The following is a 15,871-nucleotide window of genomic DNA, read 5'->3' as shown; positions in this document are numbered from 1 at the left end:
TGAATGTTTACCCGTAATCGGGTTCGCACACACGAGAGCGGAACGATCGGTCGGAATAGGACCGGTCGTTCACAGCGTCCTCGCTGTGTTGTTGCCTACCCGCCCAAGGGCCGGCAGGACTTTCAAAGGAACCTCGCCATCCGAAGATGGACGGGGTATCAACTAATCTGGCGTTGATTTTTGGCACGCTGTTGAGTTCTCAAGGAACGGACGCTTCCTTCGTACTCACCCTCTCGGGCTTTCCTCCGGGCTTTTCCCTTCGGTCTTTCGTGTTTCCAACCTTACCAGATCCGTTTTCCGTTCCGTTTCCGGTTCGGATTATGTTTCCGGCGGCCGATTGGGGCCTTGCCTTTCGGCGTGTTCACTACTTTAGCCGAATTCCCCGGCGGCTCATAATCGAGCTATTCGGATCAACTTTCGGCATGCCGAAAGCCGCACCCTGTGGGGGTTCGTTGTGGGTAGTTTTGGTGGCCGCTCCGGGGTGCTCGAACAAGCACGGCCCGTCTCAAGCGGCTCGGACTACATTAGGCGTCCCCAGCACCTGGGTCAAGTCGCGTCAAGAGGTCCGCTTGCGGGGCACATGGGCCCGGTACGGGCTCACCGTCGGGTCGTCCTCGATCCAGAAGCGCCAGGGGTGCGGGGCGCCGTCCCCTCCCACTCCCGTGCGAGGGCCGCTGCGTACCTGGTCGGGCGGGGGTGGGGTGCCGGTGAGGACGGAGAGAGGGGAGTCCGGGCCGTCGCAGGTGTCGGTGCCGTTCAGGGAGAGCGCCACGTCCAGGGCGGTCGCCAGGCGGGCCGGGCCTTTGGCCAGTTCCTTGTCGTATCGGGCCGAGAGTCGACGTGGCCGGGCTTGTTCCGCGCCGACCAGGATCTCGCCGGCGCGCAGCAGGACTCCGCTCGCGTGGCCCTCGGGGCCGCACACCAGGTTGAGGCAGTGCCACATGCCGTAGGTGAAGTAGACGTAGGCGCGTCCGGGCGGGCCGAACATGACCGCGTTACGGGCGGTGCGGCCGCGGAAGGCGTGGGAGCCGGGGTCGATCGCGCCGGCGTACGCCTCCACCTCCGTCAGGCGAAGTTCGATGCGGCCGGCCTTCGAGGTGCGGACGAGGGTGCGGCCGAGCAGGTCGGGGGCCACCTCCAGAACGGGGCGGTCGAAGAAGGCACGCGTGAGCGGCGTACGGTCGGGGCTCTCGCTCATGGCGTCCGAGCGTACTGGGCCGTCCGGGGAAGTGGCGGGGAACCGGTTACGGTCGTCCCGCGTATGTAGGGGTCAAGAACAAGAAGGAGTGGACATGGGGTTCAAGAAGCTGCTCGCGAGCCTGGGTGCCGGTGGTGCGTCCGTGGAGACGGTGCTCACCGAGGAGAACGTCGTGCCGGGCGGGGTCGTCCAGGGCGAGGTCCGGATCCAGGGCGGTTCGGTCGACCAGCAGATCGAGGGGCTGTCCGTCGGGCTGCAGGCGCGGGTCGAGGTCGAGGGCGGTGACCAGGAGGTCAAGCAGGACATGGAGTTCGTCAAGGTCCGGCTCGGCGGCGCCTTCGAGGTGAAGGCCGGCGCGGTGCACGTCGTACCGTTCGGGCTCGAGATTCCCTGGGAGACGCCGGTCACGACCATCGCCGGGCAGCAGCTGCGCGGAATGAACATCGGGGTGACCACGGAGCTGGAGATCGCCCGCGCGGTGGACTCAGGCGACCTGGACCCGATCAACGTGCACCCGCTGCCGGCGCAGCAGGCGATCCTCGACGCGTTCCTCCAGCTGGGCTTCCGTTTCAAGAACGCCGACATGGAGCGCGGGCACATCCGCGGGACGCGGCAGAAGCTGCCGTTCTACCAGGAGATCGAGTTCTTCCCGCCGCAGCAGTACCGGGGCCTGAACCAGGTCGAGGTCAGCTTCGTCGCGGACGACCGCGAGATGGACGTCGTCCTTGAGATGGACAAGAAGCCGGGTCTGTTCAGCGAGGGCAGCGACTCGTTCCGCGCTTTCAAGGTGGGTCTGAACGACTTCCACACGACCGATTGGGCCGCGTACCTCAACCAGTGGCTGGCCGACGTCGGTGGGAAGCGCAACTGGCTCTAGGCTCGGCCGCGTAAGGCTGTGAGCCAGGTCAGACGACAGGGAGGTTAGGACGTGGCCGAGGGGAAGAGGGCGCCGCTCCCTCACGACTTCCATCCGCAGGTGCCGGCGTTCACAGTGGTGAGCGACGAGATCGTGCCGGGCGGGGAGCTGAAGGACACTCAGGTGTACGCGGAGGGGAACGTCTCTCCCCACCTGCGCTGGGAAGGGTTCCCGACCGAGACGAAGAGCTTCGCCGTCACGTGTTTCGACCCGGACGCGCCGACGGGCAGTGGTTTCTGGCACTGGGTGCTGTTCGACATCCCGGCGTCGGTGACCGAGCTGCCCGCGGGCGTCGGCTCGGGGTCGTTCGAGGGGCTGCCGGCCGGTGCCGTGCATGCCCGTAACGACTACGGGTCCAAGGACTTCGGCGGTGCCGCTCCCCCGGAGGGTGAGACCCACCGGTATGTGTTCACCGTGTACGCGGTGGACCAGGAGAAGCTCGGGCCGGACGCGGACGCGTCGCCGGCGGCGGTGGGTTTCAACCTGCGGTTCCACACGCTGGCGCGCGCGCAGCTGCTCGGCGAGTACACAGCTCCCTCAGGCAGCTGAGCGTTCGTTTGTTGTTTGCCCGCTTCTGGTCTTGGAGAGATCAGAAGCGGGCATTTTTTATTGCGTTGTCCAACCCGGCGCGCCCGGCCAGAGTTGATCCGAGCCGGAGCCCGCAACGGGGCCGGGCCGGCACACGGGAGGTGGGCACAATGCGGGACACGCTGGTACTGAACGCGAGCTTCGAGCCGCTTTCGACGGTGACACTCAACCGTGCGGTGGTGCTTGTCCTGCAGGACAAGGCCGTCGTGGAGCAGGAACATCCCGGTCTCCGTATGCGTGCCGCCGCTGTCGACATTCCCGTGCCCCGGGTGATCAGACTCTGCCGTTACGTCCGGGTGCCGTTTCGAAGACAGGCTCCGTGGTCGAGGCGCGGGGTGCTGGTCCGGGACCAGCACCGGTGTGCGTACTGCGGGAGACGCGCGACGACGGTGGACCATGTGGTGCCGCGGGCGCAGGGTGGGGTGGACAGCTGGCTGAACACGGTGGCGTCCTGCGCGGAGGACAATCACCGCAAAGCGGACCGTACGCCCGAGCAGGCGGGGATGCCTCTGCTGCACGAGCCGTTCGTGCCGACGCCGGCGGACGCGATGTTGCTTGCGATGCGGGCGGGTGAGCGTTCGGAGCTGCCGGAGTGGCTGGCGAACTCGGCGGCGTAGTACCGGTCTTGTGTCACGTCGTACGGCCTGTGGGCCCGCTCCCCCGGGGGCGGGCCCACGGTCTTTCAGCGGAGGAGCAGCTGGACGACGGCGGCGGTGCCGACGGTCACGATGACGCCGCGCAGGACGGTGGGCGGGAGGCGGCGGCCGACCTTGGCGCCGATCTGGCCCCCGATGGCCGAGCCGACGGCGATGAGCAGGACGGCGGTCCAGTCGAAGTCGGCGACGAAGAGGAAGAAGAGCGCGGCGATGCTGTTGACGATCGCGGCGAGGACGTTCTTGACGGCGTTGAGGCGCTGGAGGGTGTCCGCGAGGAGCATGCCCATGAGGGAGAGGTAGATGATCCCCTGGGCCGCGGTGAAGTAGCCGCCGTAGACGCTCGCGAGGAGCAGTCCGGTCAGGAGGAGCGGTCCGCCGTCGGGGTCTTTGTGGGTGCCGTTGTGGTCGCGGCGAGCCTGGACCGTCCTGGAGAGGCGGGGCTGGAGGATGACGAGGACCAGCGCGAGGCCGACGAGAACGGGGACGATCGTCTCGAACGCCCGGGCGGGGAGCATCAGCAGGAGGACCGCTCCGCCGAGTCCGCCGATCGCGGCGACGGTGCCGAGGCGCAGGATCCGGCGGCGCTGGCCCTTGAGTTCCGCGCGGTATCCGATGGCTCCGCTGATGGAGCCGGGGATGAGGCCGAGGGCGTTGGAGACGGTGGCCGTGACCGGTGGCAGGCCGGTGAGGAGGAGGACGGGGAACGTGATCAGCGTTCCCGATCCGACGATGGTGTTGATGGTGCCGGCTCCCACACCGGCGGCGAAGACCGCGAGGATTTCCCAGATGGACAACGCCATCTCCTTACATGGTCAGTGAGTCGCCTCCCCGCCCTGAGGCCGTCGGGTCGAGGGGCTCTCACCGATCATGCACGACTACGTGTATGTGTCAGTCGACCGGGGGCTGTTCGCGGCGCTCGGTTCCGGTGCCGTTCGCCGGCCCGCCGCCGGTGTTGAAGCCGGGGGCGCCGCTGCCGAGGTTGCCGAAGGCGCCGGAGAGGCCCTTGAGGGCGTCACCGATCTCGCTGGGCACGATCCAGAGCTTGTTGGCGTCGCCCTCGGCGATCTTCGGCAGCATCTGGAGGTACTGGTACGACAGCAGCTTCTGGTCCGGGTCGCCGGCGTGGATGGCCTCGAAGACCGTCCGTACGGCCTGCGCCTCGCCCTCGGCGCGCAGGGCGGCGGCCTTCGCCTCACCCTCGGCGCGGAGGATGGCGGACTGCTTCTCGCCCTCGGCGGTCAGGATCTGCGACTGGCGGATGCCCTCGGCGGTGAGGATCGCGGCGCGCTTGTCACGGTCGGCGCGCATCTGCTTCTCCATCGAGTCCTGGATGGAGGTCGGCGGCTCGATCGCCTTCAGCTCGACACGGTTGACGCGGATGCCCCACTTGCCGGTCGCCTCGTCGAGGACGCCGCGCAGGGCCGCGTTGATCTCCTCGCGGGAGGTGAGGGTCCGCTCCAGGTCCATGCCACCGATGATGTTGCGCAGGGTGGTGACGGTGAGCTGCTCGATCGCCTGGATGTAGCTGGCGACCTCGTAGGTCGCGGCCCGGGCGTCGGTCACCTGGTAGTAGATGACGGTGTCGATGTTGACGACGAGGTTGTCCTGGGTGATCACCGGCTGCGGCGGGAACGGGACGACCTGCTCGCGCAGGTCGATCCGGTTGCGGATCGAGTCGATGAAGGGGACGACGATGTTCAGGCCCGCGTTGAGCGTGCGGGTGTAGCGGCCGAAGCGCTCCACGATCGCGGCGCTCGCCTGCGGGATGACCTGGATCGTCTTGATCAGGGCGATGAAGACAAGCACCACCAGAATGATCAGGACGATGATGACTGCTGACATCGTGTTCCCCGTGCCCTTCGCTGCCGGTTGACTGCCGGGTTGTGGCTGATGATCGAGTTTCCCAGACGGCGGAGCATCATGTGCGGGGTTCGGTCACATGACCACGGCGGTCGCCCCGTCGATGTCGACGACGTCGACCTGTTCGCCCGGTTCGAAGCTCTGCCCGGAGTCGAGCGTGCGGGCGGACCAGACCTCGCCGGCGAGCTTGATGCGGCCGCCGCTGCCGTCGACCCGTTCCAGGACCACGGCCTGACGGCCTTTCAGCGCGTCGATGCCGCTGGCGTGCTGGAGCGGCCCGTTGCGATGGCGGGCCGCGATCGGCCGGACCACGGCGAGGAGCGCCACGGAGACGACGGCGAAGACGACCACCTGCGCGACGATGCCGAACCCGAGACCGGCGGTCACGGCTCCGGCGATCGCGCCGACGGAGAACATGCCGAATTCGGGCATCGCGGTCAGGACGAGCGGAATGCCCAGTCCCACCGCGCCGATCAGCCACCAGACCCATGCGTCGATGTCCACATGGTCATGGTAGGGCGGTGGGAACTCCGGGGACAGGGCGCGGCGCTGTGCGGCGACGCGACGCCCGTGAATTCCGGTTGCTTCGCGGCTACTTGAGCGGGAGGCCCTGGGCGGTGTAGCGGTCGCCGACGTGCTCGACGACGAGCGGCAGACCGAAGCAGCGCGAGAGGTTGCGGGAGGTGAGCTCGGTCTCCATCGGGCCGGCGGCGAGGACCTTGCCCTGGCGGATCATCAGGACGTGGGTGAAGCCGGGGGCGATCTCCTCGACGTGGTGGGTGACCATGATCATGGAGGGGGCGTACGGGTCGCGGGCGAGGCGGCCGAGACGGCGGACGAGGTCCTCACGGCCGCCGAGGTCGAGGCCGGCGGCCGGCTCGTCGAGGAGGAGGAGCTCGGGGTCGGTCATCATCGCGCGGGCGATCAGGGTGCGCTTGCGCTCGCCCTCGGAGAGGGTGCCGAAGTTGCGGTCCAGGTACTCGGTCATGCCGAGCCGGTCGAGGAAGGCGCGGGCGCGCTCCTCGTCGACGGCGTCGTAGTCCTCGTGCCAGGTGGCGGTCATGCCGTAGGCGGCGGTGAGGACGGTCTGCAGGACGGTCTGGCGCTTGGGCAGCTTCTCCGCCATGGCGATGCCGGCCATGCCGATGCGGGGGCGGAGGTCGAAGACGTCGGTGCCGACGCCGCCGAGCTGCTCGCCGAGGATCCGGGCGCTGCCCCGGGAGGGGAAGAGGTAGCTGGAGGCGATGTTGAGGAGGGTGGTCTTGCCGGCGCCGTTGGGGCCGAGGATGATCCAGCGCTCGCCCTCCTTGACCGACCACGAGACATCGTCCACCAGAGCCCGTCCGTCGCGGACCACGGATACGTCCACCAGCTCCAGTACATCGCTCATGAGCGCGTTGTCTCCCCTTGCGGTCGAGTCGGGTCGTCGCCTTGCGCCGGTGGGCGCGGCGTCCAGGGAAAACCTACGCCACTGCCGGAGCGGGCCGGTCCTTAGGTCGGTCCTTACTAGGCTGGGGGCATGCTTTCGGAACCACGCTCAGGACGCCTGGCCGCTTGGGGCAATGCCCTGTTGGCCGGATCTGTATCGCCGGACGACGCGGCGCTGGCCATCGTCGGGGACGACGCGGTGCACCGTGTGGAGGGGCTGCCGGGCGAGGCGGGGCCGGTCGGCCTGACCCTCGCGCTGGGCCGGCTGCGACGGCTCGGGGTGGCCGGGTGGCGGGTGGCCCTGCCGGCTCCGGGGCATCCGCTGGGTCTGAGCGGGCCGCCCGACTTCAACGCGCGGGCTCTGGAGGCGGAGGAGGCGGTGGTCGGTTTCGGCGCTCCGTACGGTCTGGTCCCGGAGGTCGGTGAGGCCGGTCCCGACGGTGATGTGCACGTGGAGGTGGTCTGGCACTGCCTGACCGTGCGGGAAGCCCCGCCGGCCGACGTGCCGTCGCTCGGCGAGGCGGAGCGGGAGCTGGCGGAGGCGTTGCGCGAGGCGACCTCGGTCCTGACGAAGCTGGACGTGGCGGCCTCGGGCCCTGTGGCGGACGCGGCGCGCGACGCGTACCGGGCCCGCGCGGAGGCGGGCCGCGAGGTACTGGCTCCCGGCTACCCGGCGCGTGCGGTACGGGTGCTGGAACTGGCCCAGCGGGTGGGCCTGCTGATCGACCTGGCGTACGACCACGGCCACGGCGGCGCGGTCAGCGCGGCGGAGATGGCGGCTCGTGGCGAGGCGCTGCGGCCGGTGGAGCGGGTGGCACGACGGGCGCAGGTCGCGGCCTACAACGCCTACGTGGAGGAGAGGGAACGGGAGCGCTGAGCGTCCCGGGCCCGCGGGCCGCCGCCCACCACGGCCGGCCGGCGGGCGGGCCGGCGGGCGGGGGAACGACCGCGGGTACGGCAGAGCCCGGCCCCCGGAGATCGTCCGGGGGCCGGGCTGGTCAGGGTGGTGTCAGCTGTTGACGGCGCTGTTGCCGAAGGCCGGGTTGAGCAGGCCGATCACGTTGACCGTGTTGCCGGAGACGTTCACGGGGACGTGGACCGGGACCTGCACCACGTTGCCGGAGACGACACCCGGCGAGTTGAGGGCCTGCCCGATGGCGTCCGCACCGTGGGCGGAGGCGACACCCGCACCGGCGGCGACGATGCCACCGGCGACCATGGTGAGGGCAGCGGCCTTCTTCAGGTTGTTCACTTCAGGATCCTCCTGGTCTTCGCCGCGGCGGTCCCGCCGCGGCACGCCATGGAGAACGCCGCCCACTCGCCCCGGTTACGCCGAACGGGGGATATACACCCGACGGTATGAAGATGGGAACGGAAGTGCCTCCTCCGCCCGCCCTCCGCCCGTCGCCGTGTCAGGAGGTCAGGCCGTGCCGGACCGCCCAGAGCGCCGCCTGCGTCCGGTCCGACAGATCGAGCTTCATCAGGATGTTCGAGACGTGGGTCTTGACCGTCTTCTCCGACAGGACCAGCGCCCGGGCGATCTCCCGGTTGGACCGTCCGTCCGCGATCAGGCCGAGCACCTCCCGCTCCCGCTCCGTGAGCGTCGAGCCGCGGCCCGTGCCGCCGGGGTTGTCGTCCTGGGAGAGCAGCGCCCCGGCGACCTCCGGCTGGAGCAGGACGTGCCCGGCGTGCACGGAGCGGATGGCGCCGGCCAGGGCGTCCGGGTCCACGTCCTTGTACACGTAACCGGAGGCGCCGGCGCGCAGCGCGGGAACGACCGTGCGCTGCTCGGTGAAGCTGGTGACGATCAGGACCTTCGCCGGGTTGGCCAGCTCGCGCAGCTTCCGCAGGGCCTCGATGCCGTCCATGCCGGGCATCTTGACGTCCATCAGGACGACGTCGGGCCGCAGCTCCTCGGCGCGCGCGATGCCCTCGGCGCCGTCGGCCGCCTCGCCCACGACCTCTATGTCGTCCTGGATCTCCAGGAAGGTCCGCAGGCCGCGCCGGACGACCTGGTGGTCGTCGACCAGCAGGACGCGGATGACTCTGTCAGCCACCGGGGACCTCCATCTCGATCGTGGTGCCTCGGCCCGGTGCCGATGTCACGGTGAGTGTGCCGCCGACCCCGCCGGCCCGGTCCCGCATGGAGACCAGGCCCAGGTGCCGGCCCGCCCTGCGGACCGTACGCGGGTCGAAGCCGGCGCCGTCGTCGGTGACGGTGAGCAGGGCTCCTTGGCCTCGCCGGACCAGGGAGACGGCGACCAGTTTCGGCTCCGCGTGCCGCAGGGCGTTGTGCAGGGCCTCCTGTGCGACCCGGAGCATGGCCTCCTCCTGGGCGGCGGGCAGGGCCCGCACCCCGCTGCTCTCGAAGGTGACCCGGGCGCTGTGGGCGCGGTCCAGGACCTGGATCTGGGTGCGCAGCGTGTGCACGAGCCCGTCCTCGTCGAGCGCGGCGGGGCGCAGTTCGACGACGGCGGCGCGCAGCTCGTCGGCCGCCTCGGCGGCGAGGGCGGCGATCTGCTGGAGCTCTCCCTTGGCCCGGGCCGGATCGCGGTCGACGAGGGCGGCCGCGGCCTGGGCGGTGAGGCGGAGGGAGAAGAGCTTCTGGCTGACGGCGTCGTGCAGCTCGTGGGCGAGGCGGGAGCGCTCCTCGGCGATGGTGAGCTCACGGCTGCGTTCGTACAGCCGGGCGTTGGTGAGGGCGATGGCGGCGTGCTGGGCGAGGATCGAGAGCAGTTCCTCGTCCTCCTCGGTGAAGCCGCATCCTCCGCCGGGCCTGGGACAGCGTTTGTTCGCCAGGAACAGGGCGCCGATGGTCTCCTCGCCGTCCTGGATGGGCAGGCCGAGGAAGTCGGACATCTCGGGGTGGGCGGCGGGCCAGCCCTCGAAGCGGGGGTCCTTGCGGACGTCGGCGAGCCGCTCGGGCTCGGCCTTGTGGAGCATCGCCGCCAGGATGCCGTGCTGGCGGGGCAGCGGCCCGATGGCCCGCCACTGCTCGTCGCTGACCCCGTCGACCACGAACTGGGCGAAGCCGCCGTGGTCGTCCGGCACGCCCAGGGCCGCGTACTCGGCGTCCAGCAGCTCGCGGGCGGAGGCGACGATCGTCTTGAGGACGTCGCGCACCTCCAGGTGGCGGCTCATCGCCAGCAGCGCGGTGCTCACGGCGGCGAGACCGGAGCTCGGTCGATGACTCATGAACTCACCGTACCGGTGCGTTGTGACAGTCCGTATCGGCCTGTGGACGGCCGTGGCTCGGGACCTGAGGACTAGGTCGAAGTGCCTTGTGCGGTCGGGGCCGGCGGACGAGGCGGCGGGCGGGGGCGCGGCCGGAGGCTGGATCCATCGGTTCGAGAGGGGATGGATTGTCATGGCTGTCGCGATCATCACGGGGGCGTCCAAGGGGCTGGGACGGGCGCTGGCCGGCGAGCTGGCCGGTCGGGGCTGGGACCTGGTGCTCGACGCCCGGACGGTTGAGGCGCTGGAGGAGAGCGCCGGGGCGGCACGCGCGCGTGGAGCCCGGGTGGTGGCGCTGCCCGGGGATGTGACGGACGCGGCGCACCGCCGGGAGCTGGTCGCGGCGGCGCGGGGGCTCGGCGGGCTGGACCTGCTGGTGAGCAACGCGAGCGCGCTGGGCGCGGAGCCGCTGGTGCGGCTCGACGCGCTGCCGCTGGACGGGCTGCGGGCGGCGCTGGAGACGAATGTGGTGGCGGCGCTGGGGCTCGTCCAGGAGGCGCTGCCGCTGCTGCGGGCGGGGCGGGCCGGGGCGGAAGCGGGGGCAGGGGCAGGGGCCGTGATCGCGGTCAGTTCGGACGCGGCGGCGGAGGCGTACGAGACGTGGGGCGGGTACGGGGCGTCGAAGGCGGCGCTCGACCGGCTGGCGGCGGTGCTCGCGGTGGAGGAGCCGGGCCTGCGGGTGTGGGCGGTGGATCCGGGTGACATGGCGACGGAGCTGTACACGGCGGCGGTCCCGGACGACGACGATCCGCGGCCGGCTCCGGAGTCGGTGGTGCCGGGGTTCCTCGCGCTGATCGAGCGCCGGCCGCCGAGCGGCCGTTATGCGGCGGCCGACCTCGCTGATTCCGCAGGGTCCGGCGGCGCGGAGACCGATTCCGTGGCGTCCGCTTCCGGGACCGGTTCCGTGGAGACGGTCCGATGAGCGCACCTGTCACCCGGCGGCCGGAGACCTGCCTCCCCGGCGACGCCCAGGGACCCGTGCTGGAGGGCGTGGGTGTCCCCGAGGGCCTGTCGGCGCGCGTGCCGGCCGAACAGCGCGGGCCGGGCCGGGGGCGGGACGACGTGCGACTGATGGTCTCGCGCGGTACGGAGGTCTCGCACCACGCGTTCCGCGAACTGCCGGGTCAGCTGCGGGCCGGCGATGTGCTGGTCGTCAACACGTCGGCGACGCTGGCCGCCGCCGTGACCGGGCGAGTGGGCGCGGAGGGCGGTGGGGAGTCGGTCGTCGTGCACTTCTCCACGTGGGGGGAGGACGGCCGGTGGGCGGTGGAGCTGCGGGACGTGGACCCACGGGGTGCCACCCGGCCGCGCCCGGGTGGTCCCGCCGGGCTGGTGGTCCGGCTGCCCGGCGGGGCGCGGCTCGTCCTGGAGGAGCCGCTGGTCCCGGGAGCGGCTCGGCTCTGGTGGGGGCGGGCGGACACCGCCGTACCCGCGCTGCTGGCGCGGTACGGCCGGCCGATCCGTTACGGGTACACGGAGCGGGACCAGCCGCTCGCCGCGTATCAGACGGTCTTCGCGCTCCCGTCCCCCGACGGCGCCGGTTCGGCGGAGATGCCGAGCGCCGGCCGGCCGTTCACGGCCGGTCTGGTGGCGGAGCTGGTGAGCCGGGGGGTGCAGTTCGCTCCGCTCACCCTTCATACGGGGGTGGCGTCGGCGGAGGCGCATGAGCCGCCGTACCCGGAGCGCTTCGAGGTCCCGGCCACGACGGCGTGGCTGGTGAACGCCGCAAAGGCGGGCGGGGGCCGCCTGGTGGCGGTGGGGACGACGGCCGTACGGGCGCTGGAGTCGGCGGCCGACGAGAAGGGCGTGGTGAGGGCCGCCGCCGGCTGGACCGATCTGGTCGTGACCCGGACGCGCGGGGTGCGGGTGGTGGACGGACTGCTGACCGGTCTGCACGAGCCCGAGGCCTCGCATCTGCTGATGCTGGAGGCGATCGCCGGCCGGACCGCTCTGCGGCGTGCCTATACCGAGGCGCTACGGGAGCTCTACCTCTGGCACGAGTTCGGGGACGTCCACCTGATCCTCCCGGAGCAAGCCCCTCACGGTGTGCATTGCTTGAGCAACTCGCGGTGAGTTCGTCAGGGGCCCGATGTGAGGCCGCGCATAGGACGCAGGTCACTTACGAAGGTCCCTAGTGGACGCGTAAGAGGCAGATGAAGACCGTATAGGGCGGTCTCGGGTGGGTTTCGGTGCGCTGTGCACGGGCCCCTGATCCACTACCCGGGGTCGTACGTCACACCTTTGCCACAGGATTTTGCTGCCGCTAAGAATTGCATCCGTCGCCGCCGAGCTAGGCGCAGCGCCGCCCCGGCCTGAGCGACCCCCCTGCGATTCGAAGAGGTACTCCTGCATGTCTGCGAACACTCCTGGCCACAGTCGTCTGAGCAAGACCTACAAGGCCTCTGTCGCCGGTGTCGCCGCCCTCGGCGCCGCCGCCGTCGCCTTCACCCTCGTGCCCGGTAACGCCGCCGCTCAGACCGAGCCGCAGGCGCTGGTCAACACCCAGCAGGTCGCCTGGGGCTACAACGCCGACAGCGCACAGGCCAAGGCCCTCCACGCGAGCCTCACCGACCAGCACACGGTCCTTGGCCTGAAGGCCAAGCAGGAGGCGGAGGCGAAGCTCAAGGCCGCCGCCGAGGCGAAGGCCAAGGCCGCCGCCAAGGCCAAGGCGGACGCGAAGGCGAAGGCGGACGCCAAGGCGAAGGCCGAGGCCAAGGCCAAGGCGGACGCTAAGAAGCGCGCCGAGGCGAAGGCGGCCGCGAGCCGTGCCGCCGCCCGCACGCCGGTCTTCGCGAACAACCTGGACGGCTGGATCCGCGAGGCGCTGTTCATCATGGACAAGCACAACATCCCGGGCACCTACGAGGGCATCCACCGCAACATCATGCGGGAGTCCAGCGGTAACCCGCGGGCCATCAACAACTGGGACATCAACGCGATCAACGGCGTCCCGTCGAAGGGCCTGCTCCAGGTCATCTACCCGACCTTCAAGGCCTACCACGTGCCGGGCACCAAGTTCGACCAGTACGACCCGGTCGCCAACATCGTCGCGGCCTGCAACTACGCCGCCGACCGCTACGGCTCCATGGACAACGTCAACAGCGCCTACTGAGCTGCTGACGGACGCTGAGCAGACACGCCGAAAGGGCGGCACCCGTGCTGGGGTGCCGCCCTTCGGCGCGTCCGGCCGCGACTACTTGCGCATGACCTCGGGCTCGTGGCGGCGCAGCAGGCGCGCCACCGCGAAGCCGCAGGCGATGCCGATGAGCAGCAGGATCGTGAGGTTGAAGCCCCACTGGCCGACCGTGTGGTCCCACAGCGGGTCCAGGTTGGTCGGGTCCTTGTGGTCCCACGGCGGCATCAGGTGCGCGAGGTCGAGGGTCGATCCCGCGGCCGCGATGGCCCAGCGGGACGGCATCAGCCAGGCGAACTGCTCCAGGCCGGGCGATCCGTACACCTGGAAGAGGATGCCGGTGAACACGACCTGGACGATCGCGAACATGACGAGCAGCGGCATCGTCTTCTCGGCGGTCTTCACCAGCGACGAGATGACCAGGCCGAACATCATCGAGGTGAAGCCGAGCGCGATGATCGTGACGCACAGCTCGACGGCCGGCGGCATGACCAGGCCCTCCGCGGGCAGCTCGCGGGTGGCGAAGCCGATGCCGCAGATGATCACGCCCTGCAGGGCGGTGATCAGGCCGAGGACGATGACCTTGGACATGAGGTACGCCGAGCGGGACAGGCCGGTGGCCCGCTCCCGTTCGTAGATGACTCGTTCCTTGATCAGTTCTCGTACGGAGTTGGCGGCGCCCGAGAAGCACATGCCGACCGCGAGGATGAGCATGATCGTGCCGGCGTCGCCGTTGAAGCGGGACGGGGGCTTCGGCGGCGCGAGGCCGAAGTCGGCGGGGATGACGACCGAGACCAGGCCGAGAACGGCCGGCAGGATCACCATCAGGCCCATGAAGCCCTTGTCGGAGGCGATGACCGAGGAGTACCGGCGGATCAGCGTCCACAGCTGGGAGCCCCAGCCCTGCGGCTTGGGCGGCCTGGACATGGCCTGCTGCGGCATCTGGACGGGCTGCGCGGCGACGGCGTCGATGTCCGCGGCGTACATCTGGTAGTGCTGCGAGCCCTTCCAGCGGCCCGCCCAGTCGTAGTCGCGGTAGTTCTCGAAGGCGGAGAAGACGTCGGCCCAGGTGCTGTAGCCGAAGAAGTTCAGCGCCTCCTCCGGCGGACCGAAGTAGGCCACCGACCCGCCGGGCGCCATCACGAGCAGCTTGTCGCACAGGCCCAGCTCGGCCACCGAGTGGGTGACGACGAGGACGGTGCGGCCGTCGTCGGCGAGGCCGCGCAGCAGCTGCATGACGTCGCGGTCCATACCCGGGTCGAGACCGGAGGTCGGCTCGTCCAGGAAGATCAGCGACGGCTTGGTGAGGAGCTCCAGGGCGACGGAGACACGCTTGCGCTGGCCACCGGAGAGGGAGGTGACCTTCTTCTCCTTGTGGATGTCCAGCTTGAGCTCGCGCAGCACCTCGTCGATGCGGGCCTCGCGCTCGGCCGGGGCGGTGTCGCCGGGGAAGCGGAGCTTGGCCGCGTAGCGGAGCGCCTTCTGGACGGTCAGCTCCTTGTGCAGGATGTCGTCCTGCGGGACCAGTCCGATGCGCTGGCGCAGCTCGGCGAACTGCTTGTAGAGGCTCCGGTTGTCGTAGAGGACATCGCCCTCGTTAGCCGGGCGGTAACCGGTCAGCGCCTTGAGCAGGGTGGACTTGCCGGAGCCGGAGGGGCCGATGACGCCGATCAGCGACTTCTCGGGGACGCCGAAGGAGACGTCCTTCAGGATCTGCTTGCCGCCGTCGACCGTGACGGTGAGGTGGCGGGCCGAGAAGGAGACCTCACCGGTGTCGACGAACTCCTCGAGCTGGCCGCCGACCATCCGGAAGGTCGAGTGACCGACACCGACGATGTCGTTGGGGCCGATGAGGACGGAGCCGCCCTTGGCGATCGGCTGGCCGTTGACGTACGTGCCGTTGTGGGAGCCGAGGTCCCGGATCTCGAAACGGCCGTCGGGGGTGGCGTGGAACTCGGCGTGGTGGCGCGAGACCTGGAGGTCGGAGACGACCAGCTCGTTCTCCAGCGCACGACCGATCCGCATCACATGGCCGAGGGCCAGCTGGTGGAACGTGGTGGGGCTGCGGTCGCCGTAGACCGGCGGCACCCCCGCGGTGCCGCCGCCCTGCCCCGGCACCTTCTGCGCCAACTGCTCGACGGGGCCGCCCTGCTGGTGCGGGAAAGGGGGCTGCTGACCGTGCGGCTGCTGGGCCTGCGGGGGCTGCTGCTGCCAGCCCTGCTGCTGCGGCGGGGCCTGGTGGGCGGCCCAGTCCGCCTGCGCCGCGGCCTGCTGCTGCGCAGGGACGGCCTGGTGGGCCGGGGTCGCCTGCGCGGGCGCCTGGTGCTGCGCCGGGGCGCCGGCGGCGAGATTCAGCCGCGGCCCGTCGGTCGCGTTGCCGAGGTGCACGGCGGTGCCGGGGCCGATCTCCAACTGGTGGATCCGCTGCCCCTGCACGAAGGTGCCGTTGGTCGAGCCGTGGTCCTCGATGACCCAACTCCGGCCGCCCCAGCTGATCGTGGCGTGCCGCCACGAGACCCTGGCGTCGTCGATCACCACGTCGCCCTGGGGATCACGTCCCAGGGTGTACGACCTGGACGGATCGAGCGTCCAGGTCCTTCCGTTCAATTCCAGTACGAGTTCTGGCACTCCATGCCCCACTACTTGTCCCCCGATGTACCCCCGTCGCTGGGAGTCCAGGGATGGCGAACATCCGGAGGGAACTATTTCAGGCCGGGCCCCCGGTTCGAAAGTCGGGCCGTGTGAAGACCCGGCACAGTCGTGCTCCGGCCCCGCCCGGGCACCTCCTGCGGATCGCGGGAGACGGGTACAGATCCCCGCGTACGGGATGTTCCGATGGAAGCGGACGGTTCCGGAGC

The 15,871-nt window shown here is 70.3% G+C and carries 16 protein-coding genes; 7 read left to right on the top strand and 9 right to left on the bottom strand.

Translation table 11 applies throughout. The annotated features are described in order from the left end of the window. Nucleotides 1-556: 556 nt before the first annotated feature. Nucleotides 557-1,198 (bottom strand): DNA-3-methyladenine glycosylase, encoded by a 642-nt coding sequence (locus tag IE136_RS03305; protein WP_189599319.1) that lies wholly within the window; start codon nucleotides 1,196-1,198, stop codon nucleotides 557-559. A 94-nt stretch (nucleotides 1,199-1,292) separates the two neighbouring features. Here IE136_RS03305 and IE136_RS03300 point away from each other — a divergent pair, with 94 nt between their 5' ends. The 3 genes from IE136_RS03300 (at nucleotide 1,293) to IE136_RS03290 (ending at nucleotide 3,319) form a co-directional block, all read left to right on the top strand. Further along, nucleotides 1,293-2,075 (top strand): sporulation protein, encoded by a 783-nt coding sequence (locus IE136_RS03300; RefSeq protein ID WP_158985968.1) that lies wholly within the window; start codon nucleotides 1,293-1,295, stop codon nucleotides 2,073-2,075. A gap of 51 nt (nucleotides 2,076-2,126) precedes the next feature. Continuing rightward, on the top strand, nucleotides 2,127-2,663 hold the full coding sequence (locus IE136_RS03295) for a YbhB/YbcL family Raf kinase inhibitor-like protein (protein WP_158985970.1): 537 nt from the start codon (nucleotides 2,127-2,129) through the stop codon (nucleotides 2,661-2,663). 149 nt (nucleotides 2,664-2,812) lie between these two features. After that, the gene (locus tag IE136_RS03290; RefSeq protein ID WP_158985972.1) at nucleotides 2,813-3,319 is read left to right on the top strand and encodes an HNH endonuclease; all 507 of its coding nucleotides are present in this window, start codon (nucleotides 2,813-2,815) and stop codon (nucleotides 3,317-3,319) included. Between the two features lie 65 nt (nucleotides 3,320-3,384). On the opposite strand, the gene IE136_RS03285 is transcribed toward IE136_RS03290, so the two are convergent. From IE136_RS03285 to IE136_RS03270, 4 genes are all read right to left on the bottom strand, one after another. Next, nucleotides 3,385-4,158 carry a sulfite exporter TauE/SafE family protein gene (locus tag IE136_RS03285; protein ID WP_189599318.1) on the bottom strand — a complete coding sequence of 258 codons (774 nt, stop codon included), beginning with the start codon at nucleotides 4,156-4,158 and terminating at the stop codon, nucleotides 3,385-3,387. 88 nt (nucleotides 4,159-4,246) lie between these two features. Further along, nucleotides 4,247-5,200 carry an SPFH domain-containing protein gene (locus tag IE136_RS03280; RefSeq protein ID WP_158985976.1) on the bottom strand — a complete coding sequence of 318 codons (954 nt, stop codon included), beginning with the start codon at nucleotides 5,198-5,200 and terminating at the stop codon, nucleotides 4,247-4,249. Nucleotides 5,201-5,293: 93 nt separating this feature from the next. Beyond that, the gene (locus IE136_RS03275) at nucleotides 5,294-5,722 is read right to left on the bottom strand and encodes an NfeD family protein (protein WP_158985978.1); all 429 of its coding nucleotides are present in this window, start codon (nucleotides 5,720-5,722) and stop codon (nucleotides 5,294-5,296) included. Nucleotides 5,723-5,810: 88 nt separating this feature from the next. After that, the gene (locus tag IE136_RS03270; protein WP_158985980.1) at nucleotides 5,811-6,608 is read right to left on the bottom strand and encodes an ABC transporter ATP-binding protein; all 798 of its coding nucleotides are present in this window, start codon (nucleotides 6,606-6,608) and stop codon (nucleotides 5,811-5,813) included. Between the two features lie 129 nt (nucleotides 6,609-6,737). Here IE136_RS03270 and IE136_RS03265 point away from each other — a divergent pair, with 129 nt between their 5' ends. After that, nucleotides 6,738-7,523, top strand: a complete 786-nt coding sequence (locus IE136_RS03265) for an Rv1486c family protein (RefSeq protein WP_189599317.1) — start codon at nucleotides 6,738-6,740, stop codon at nucleotides 7,521-7,523. Between the two features lie 132 nt (nucleotides 7,524-7,655). On the opposite strand, the gene IE136_RS03260 is transcribed toward IE136_RS03265, so the two are convergent. The 3 genes from IE136_RS03260 to IE136_RS03250 all read right to left on the bottom strand — a co-directional run bounded on the left by IE136_RS03260 (nucleotide 7,656) and on the right by IE136_RS03250 (nucleotide 9,841). After that, nucleotides 7,656-7,898: a chaplin gene (locus IE136_RS03260; protein WP_158985984.1), complete on the bottom strand. Its 243-nt coding sequence runs from the start codon at nucleotides 7,896-7,898 to the stop codon at nucleotides 7,656-7,658. A 160-nt stretch (nucleotides 7,899-8,058) separates the two neighbouring features. Then, entirely contained in the window at nucleotides 8,059-8,703 is a 645-nt protein-coding gene (locus IE136_RS03255) for a response regulator (RefSeq protein WP_158985986.1), read from the bottom strand. Then, entirely contained in the window at nucleotides 8,696-9,841 is a 1,146-nt protein-coding gene (locus IE136_RS03250; protein ID WP_158985988.1) for a GAF domain-containing sensor histidine kinase, read from the bottom strand. Before IE136_RS03250 ends, IE136_RS03255 begins: the two co-directional genes overlap by 8 nt. A gap of 172 nt (nucleotides 9,842-10,013) precedes the next feature. Between IE136_RS03250 and IE136_RS03245 the strand changes: the two genes are divergently transcribed. From IE136_RS03245 to IE136_RS03235, 3 genes are all read left to right on the top strand, one after another. Then, nucleotides 10,014-10,802 carry an SDR family NAD(P)-dependent oxidoreductase gene (locus IE136_RS03245; RefSeq protein ID WP_158985990.1) on the top strand — a complete coding sequence of 263 codons (789 nt, stop codon included), beginning with the start codon at nucleotides 10,014-10,016 and terminating at the stop codon, nucleotides 10,800-10,802. Next, nucleotides 10,799-11,953, top strand: coding sequence for an S-adenosylmethionine:tRNA ribosyltransferase-isomerase (locus tag IE136_RS03240; protein ID WP_158985993.1), 1,155 nt, complete (start codon nucleotides 10,799-10,801; stop codon nucleotides 11,951-11,953). Before IE136_RS03245 ends, IE136_RS03240 begins: the two co-directional genes overlap by 4 nt. 277 nt (nucleotides 11,954-12,230) lie before the next feature. Further along, the gene (locus IE136_RS03235; protein ID WP_189599316.1) at nucleotides 12,231-12,992 is read left to right on the top strand and encodes a transglycosylase SLT domain-containing protein; all 762 of its coding nucleotides are present in this window, start codon (nucleotides 12,231-12,233) and stop codon (nucleotides 12,990-12,992) included. Nucleotides 12,993-13,073: 81 nt separating this feature from the next. Here the strand turns inward: IE136_RS03235 and IE136_RS03230 are convergent, their stop codons facing one another. After that, nucleotides 13,074-15,653: an ABC transporter ATP-binding protein/permease gene (locus IE136_RS03230; RefSeq protein ID WP_189599315.1), complete on the bottom strand. Its 2,580-nt coding sequence runs from the start codon at nucleotides 15,651-15,653 to the stop codon at nucleotides 13,074-13,076. Between the last annotated feature and the right edge of the window lie 218 nt (nucleotides 15,654-15,871).

The organism is Streptomyces lateritius, assembly GCF_014649715.1.
GTDB lineage: Bacteria > Actinomycetota > Actinomycetes > Streptomycetales > Streptomycetaceae > Streptomyces > Streptomyces lateritius.
This window is presented reverse-complemented; position numbering and strand designations above follow the sequence as displayed.

Excerpts from the sequence above, each read along its gene's own strand:
- IE136_RS03270 (WP_158985980.1), bottom strand. The coding sequence starts at position 6,608 with ATGAGCGATGTACTGGAGCTGGTGGACGTATCCGTGGTCCGCGACGGA.
- IE136_RS03290 (WP_158985972.1), top strand. The coding sequence starts at position 2,813 with ATGCGGGACACGCTGGTACTGAACGCGAGCTTCGAGCCGCTTTCGACG.
- IE136_RS03285 (WP_189599318.1), bottom strand. The coding sequence starts at position 4,158 with ATGGCGTTGTCCATCTGGGAAATCCTCGCGGTCTTCGCCGCCGGTGTG.
- IE136_RS03280 (WP_158985976.1), bottom strand. The coding sequence starts at position 5,200 with ATGTCAGCAGTCATCATCGTCCTGATCATTCTGGTGGTGCTTGTCTTC.
- IE136_RS03235 (WP_189599316.1), top strand. The coding sequence starts at position 12,231 with ATGTCTGCGAACACTCCTGGCCACAGTCGTCTGAGCAAGACCTACAAG.
- IE136_RS03250 (WP_158985988.1), bottom strand. The coding sequence starts at position 9,841 with ATGAGTCATCGACCGAGCTCCGGTCTCGCCGCCGTGAGCACCGCGCTG.
- IE136_RS03240 (WP_158985993.1), top strand. The coding sequence starts at position 10,799 with ATGAGCGCACCTGTCACCCGGCGGCCGGAGACCTGCCTCCCCGGCGAC.
- IE136_RS03245 (WP_158985990.1), top strand. The coding sequence starts at position 10,014 with ATGGCTGTCGCGATCATCACGGGGGCGTCCAAGGGGCTGGGACGGGCG.
- IE136_RS03305 (WP_189599319.1), bottom strand. The coding sequence starts at position 1,198 with ATGAGCGAGAGCCCCGACCGTACGCCGCTCACGCGTGCCTTCTTCGAC.
- IE136_RS03300 (WP_158985968.1), top strand. The coding sequence starts at position 1,293 with ATGGGGTTCAAGAAGCTGCTCGCGAGCCTGGGTGCCGGTGGTGCGTCC.
- IE136_RS03265 (WP_189599317.1), top strand. The coding sequence starts at position 6,738 with ATGCTTTCGGAACCACGCTCAGGACGCCTGGCCGCTTGGGGCAATGCC.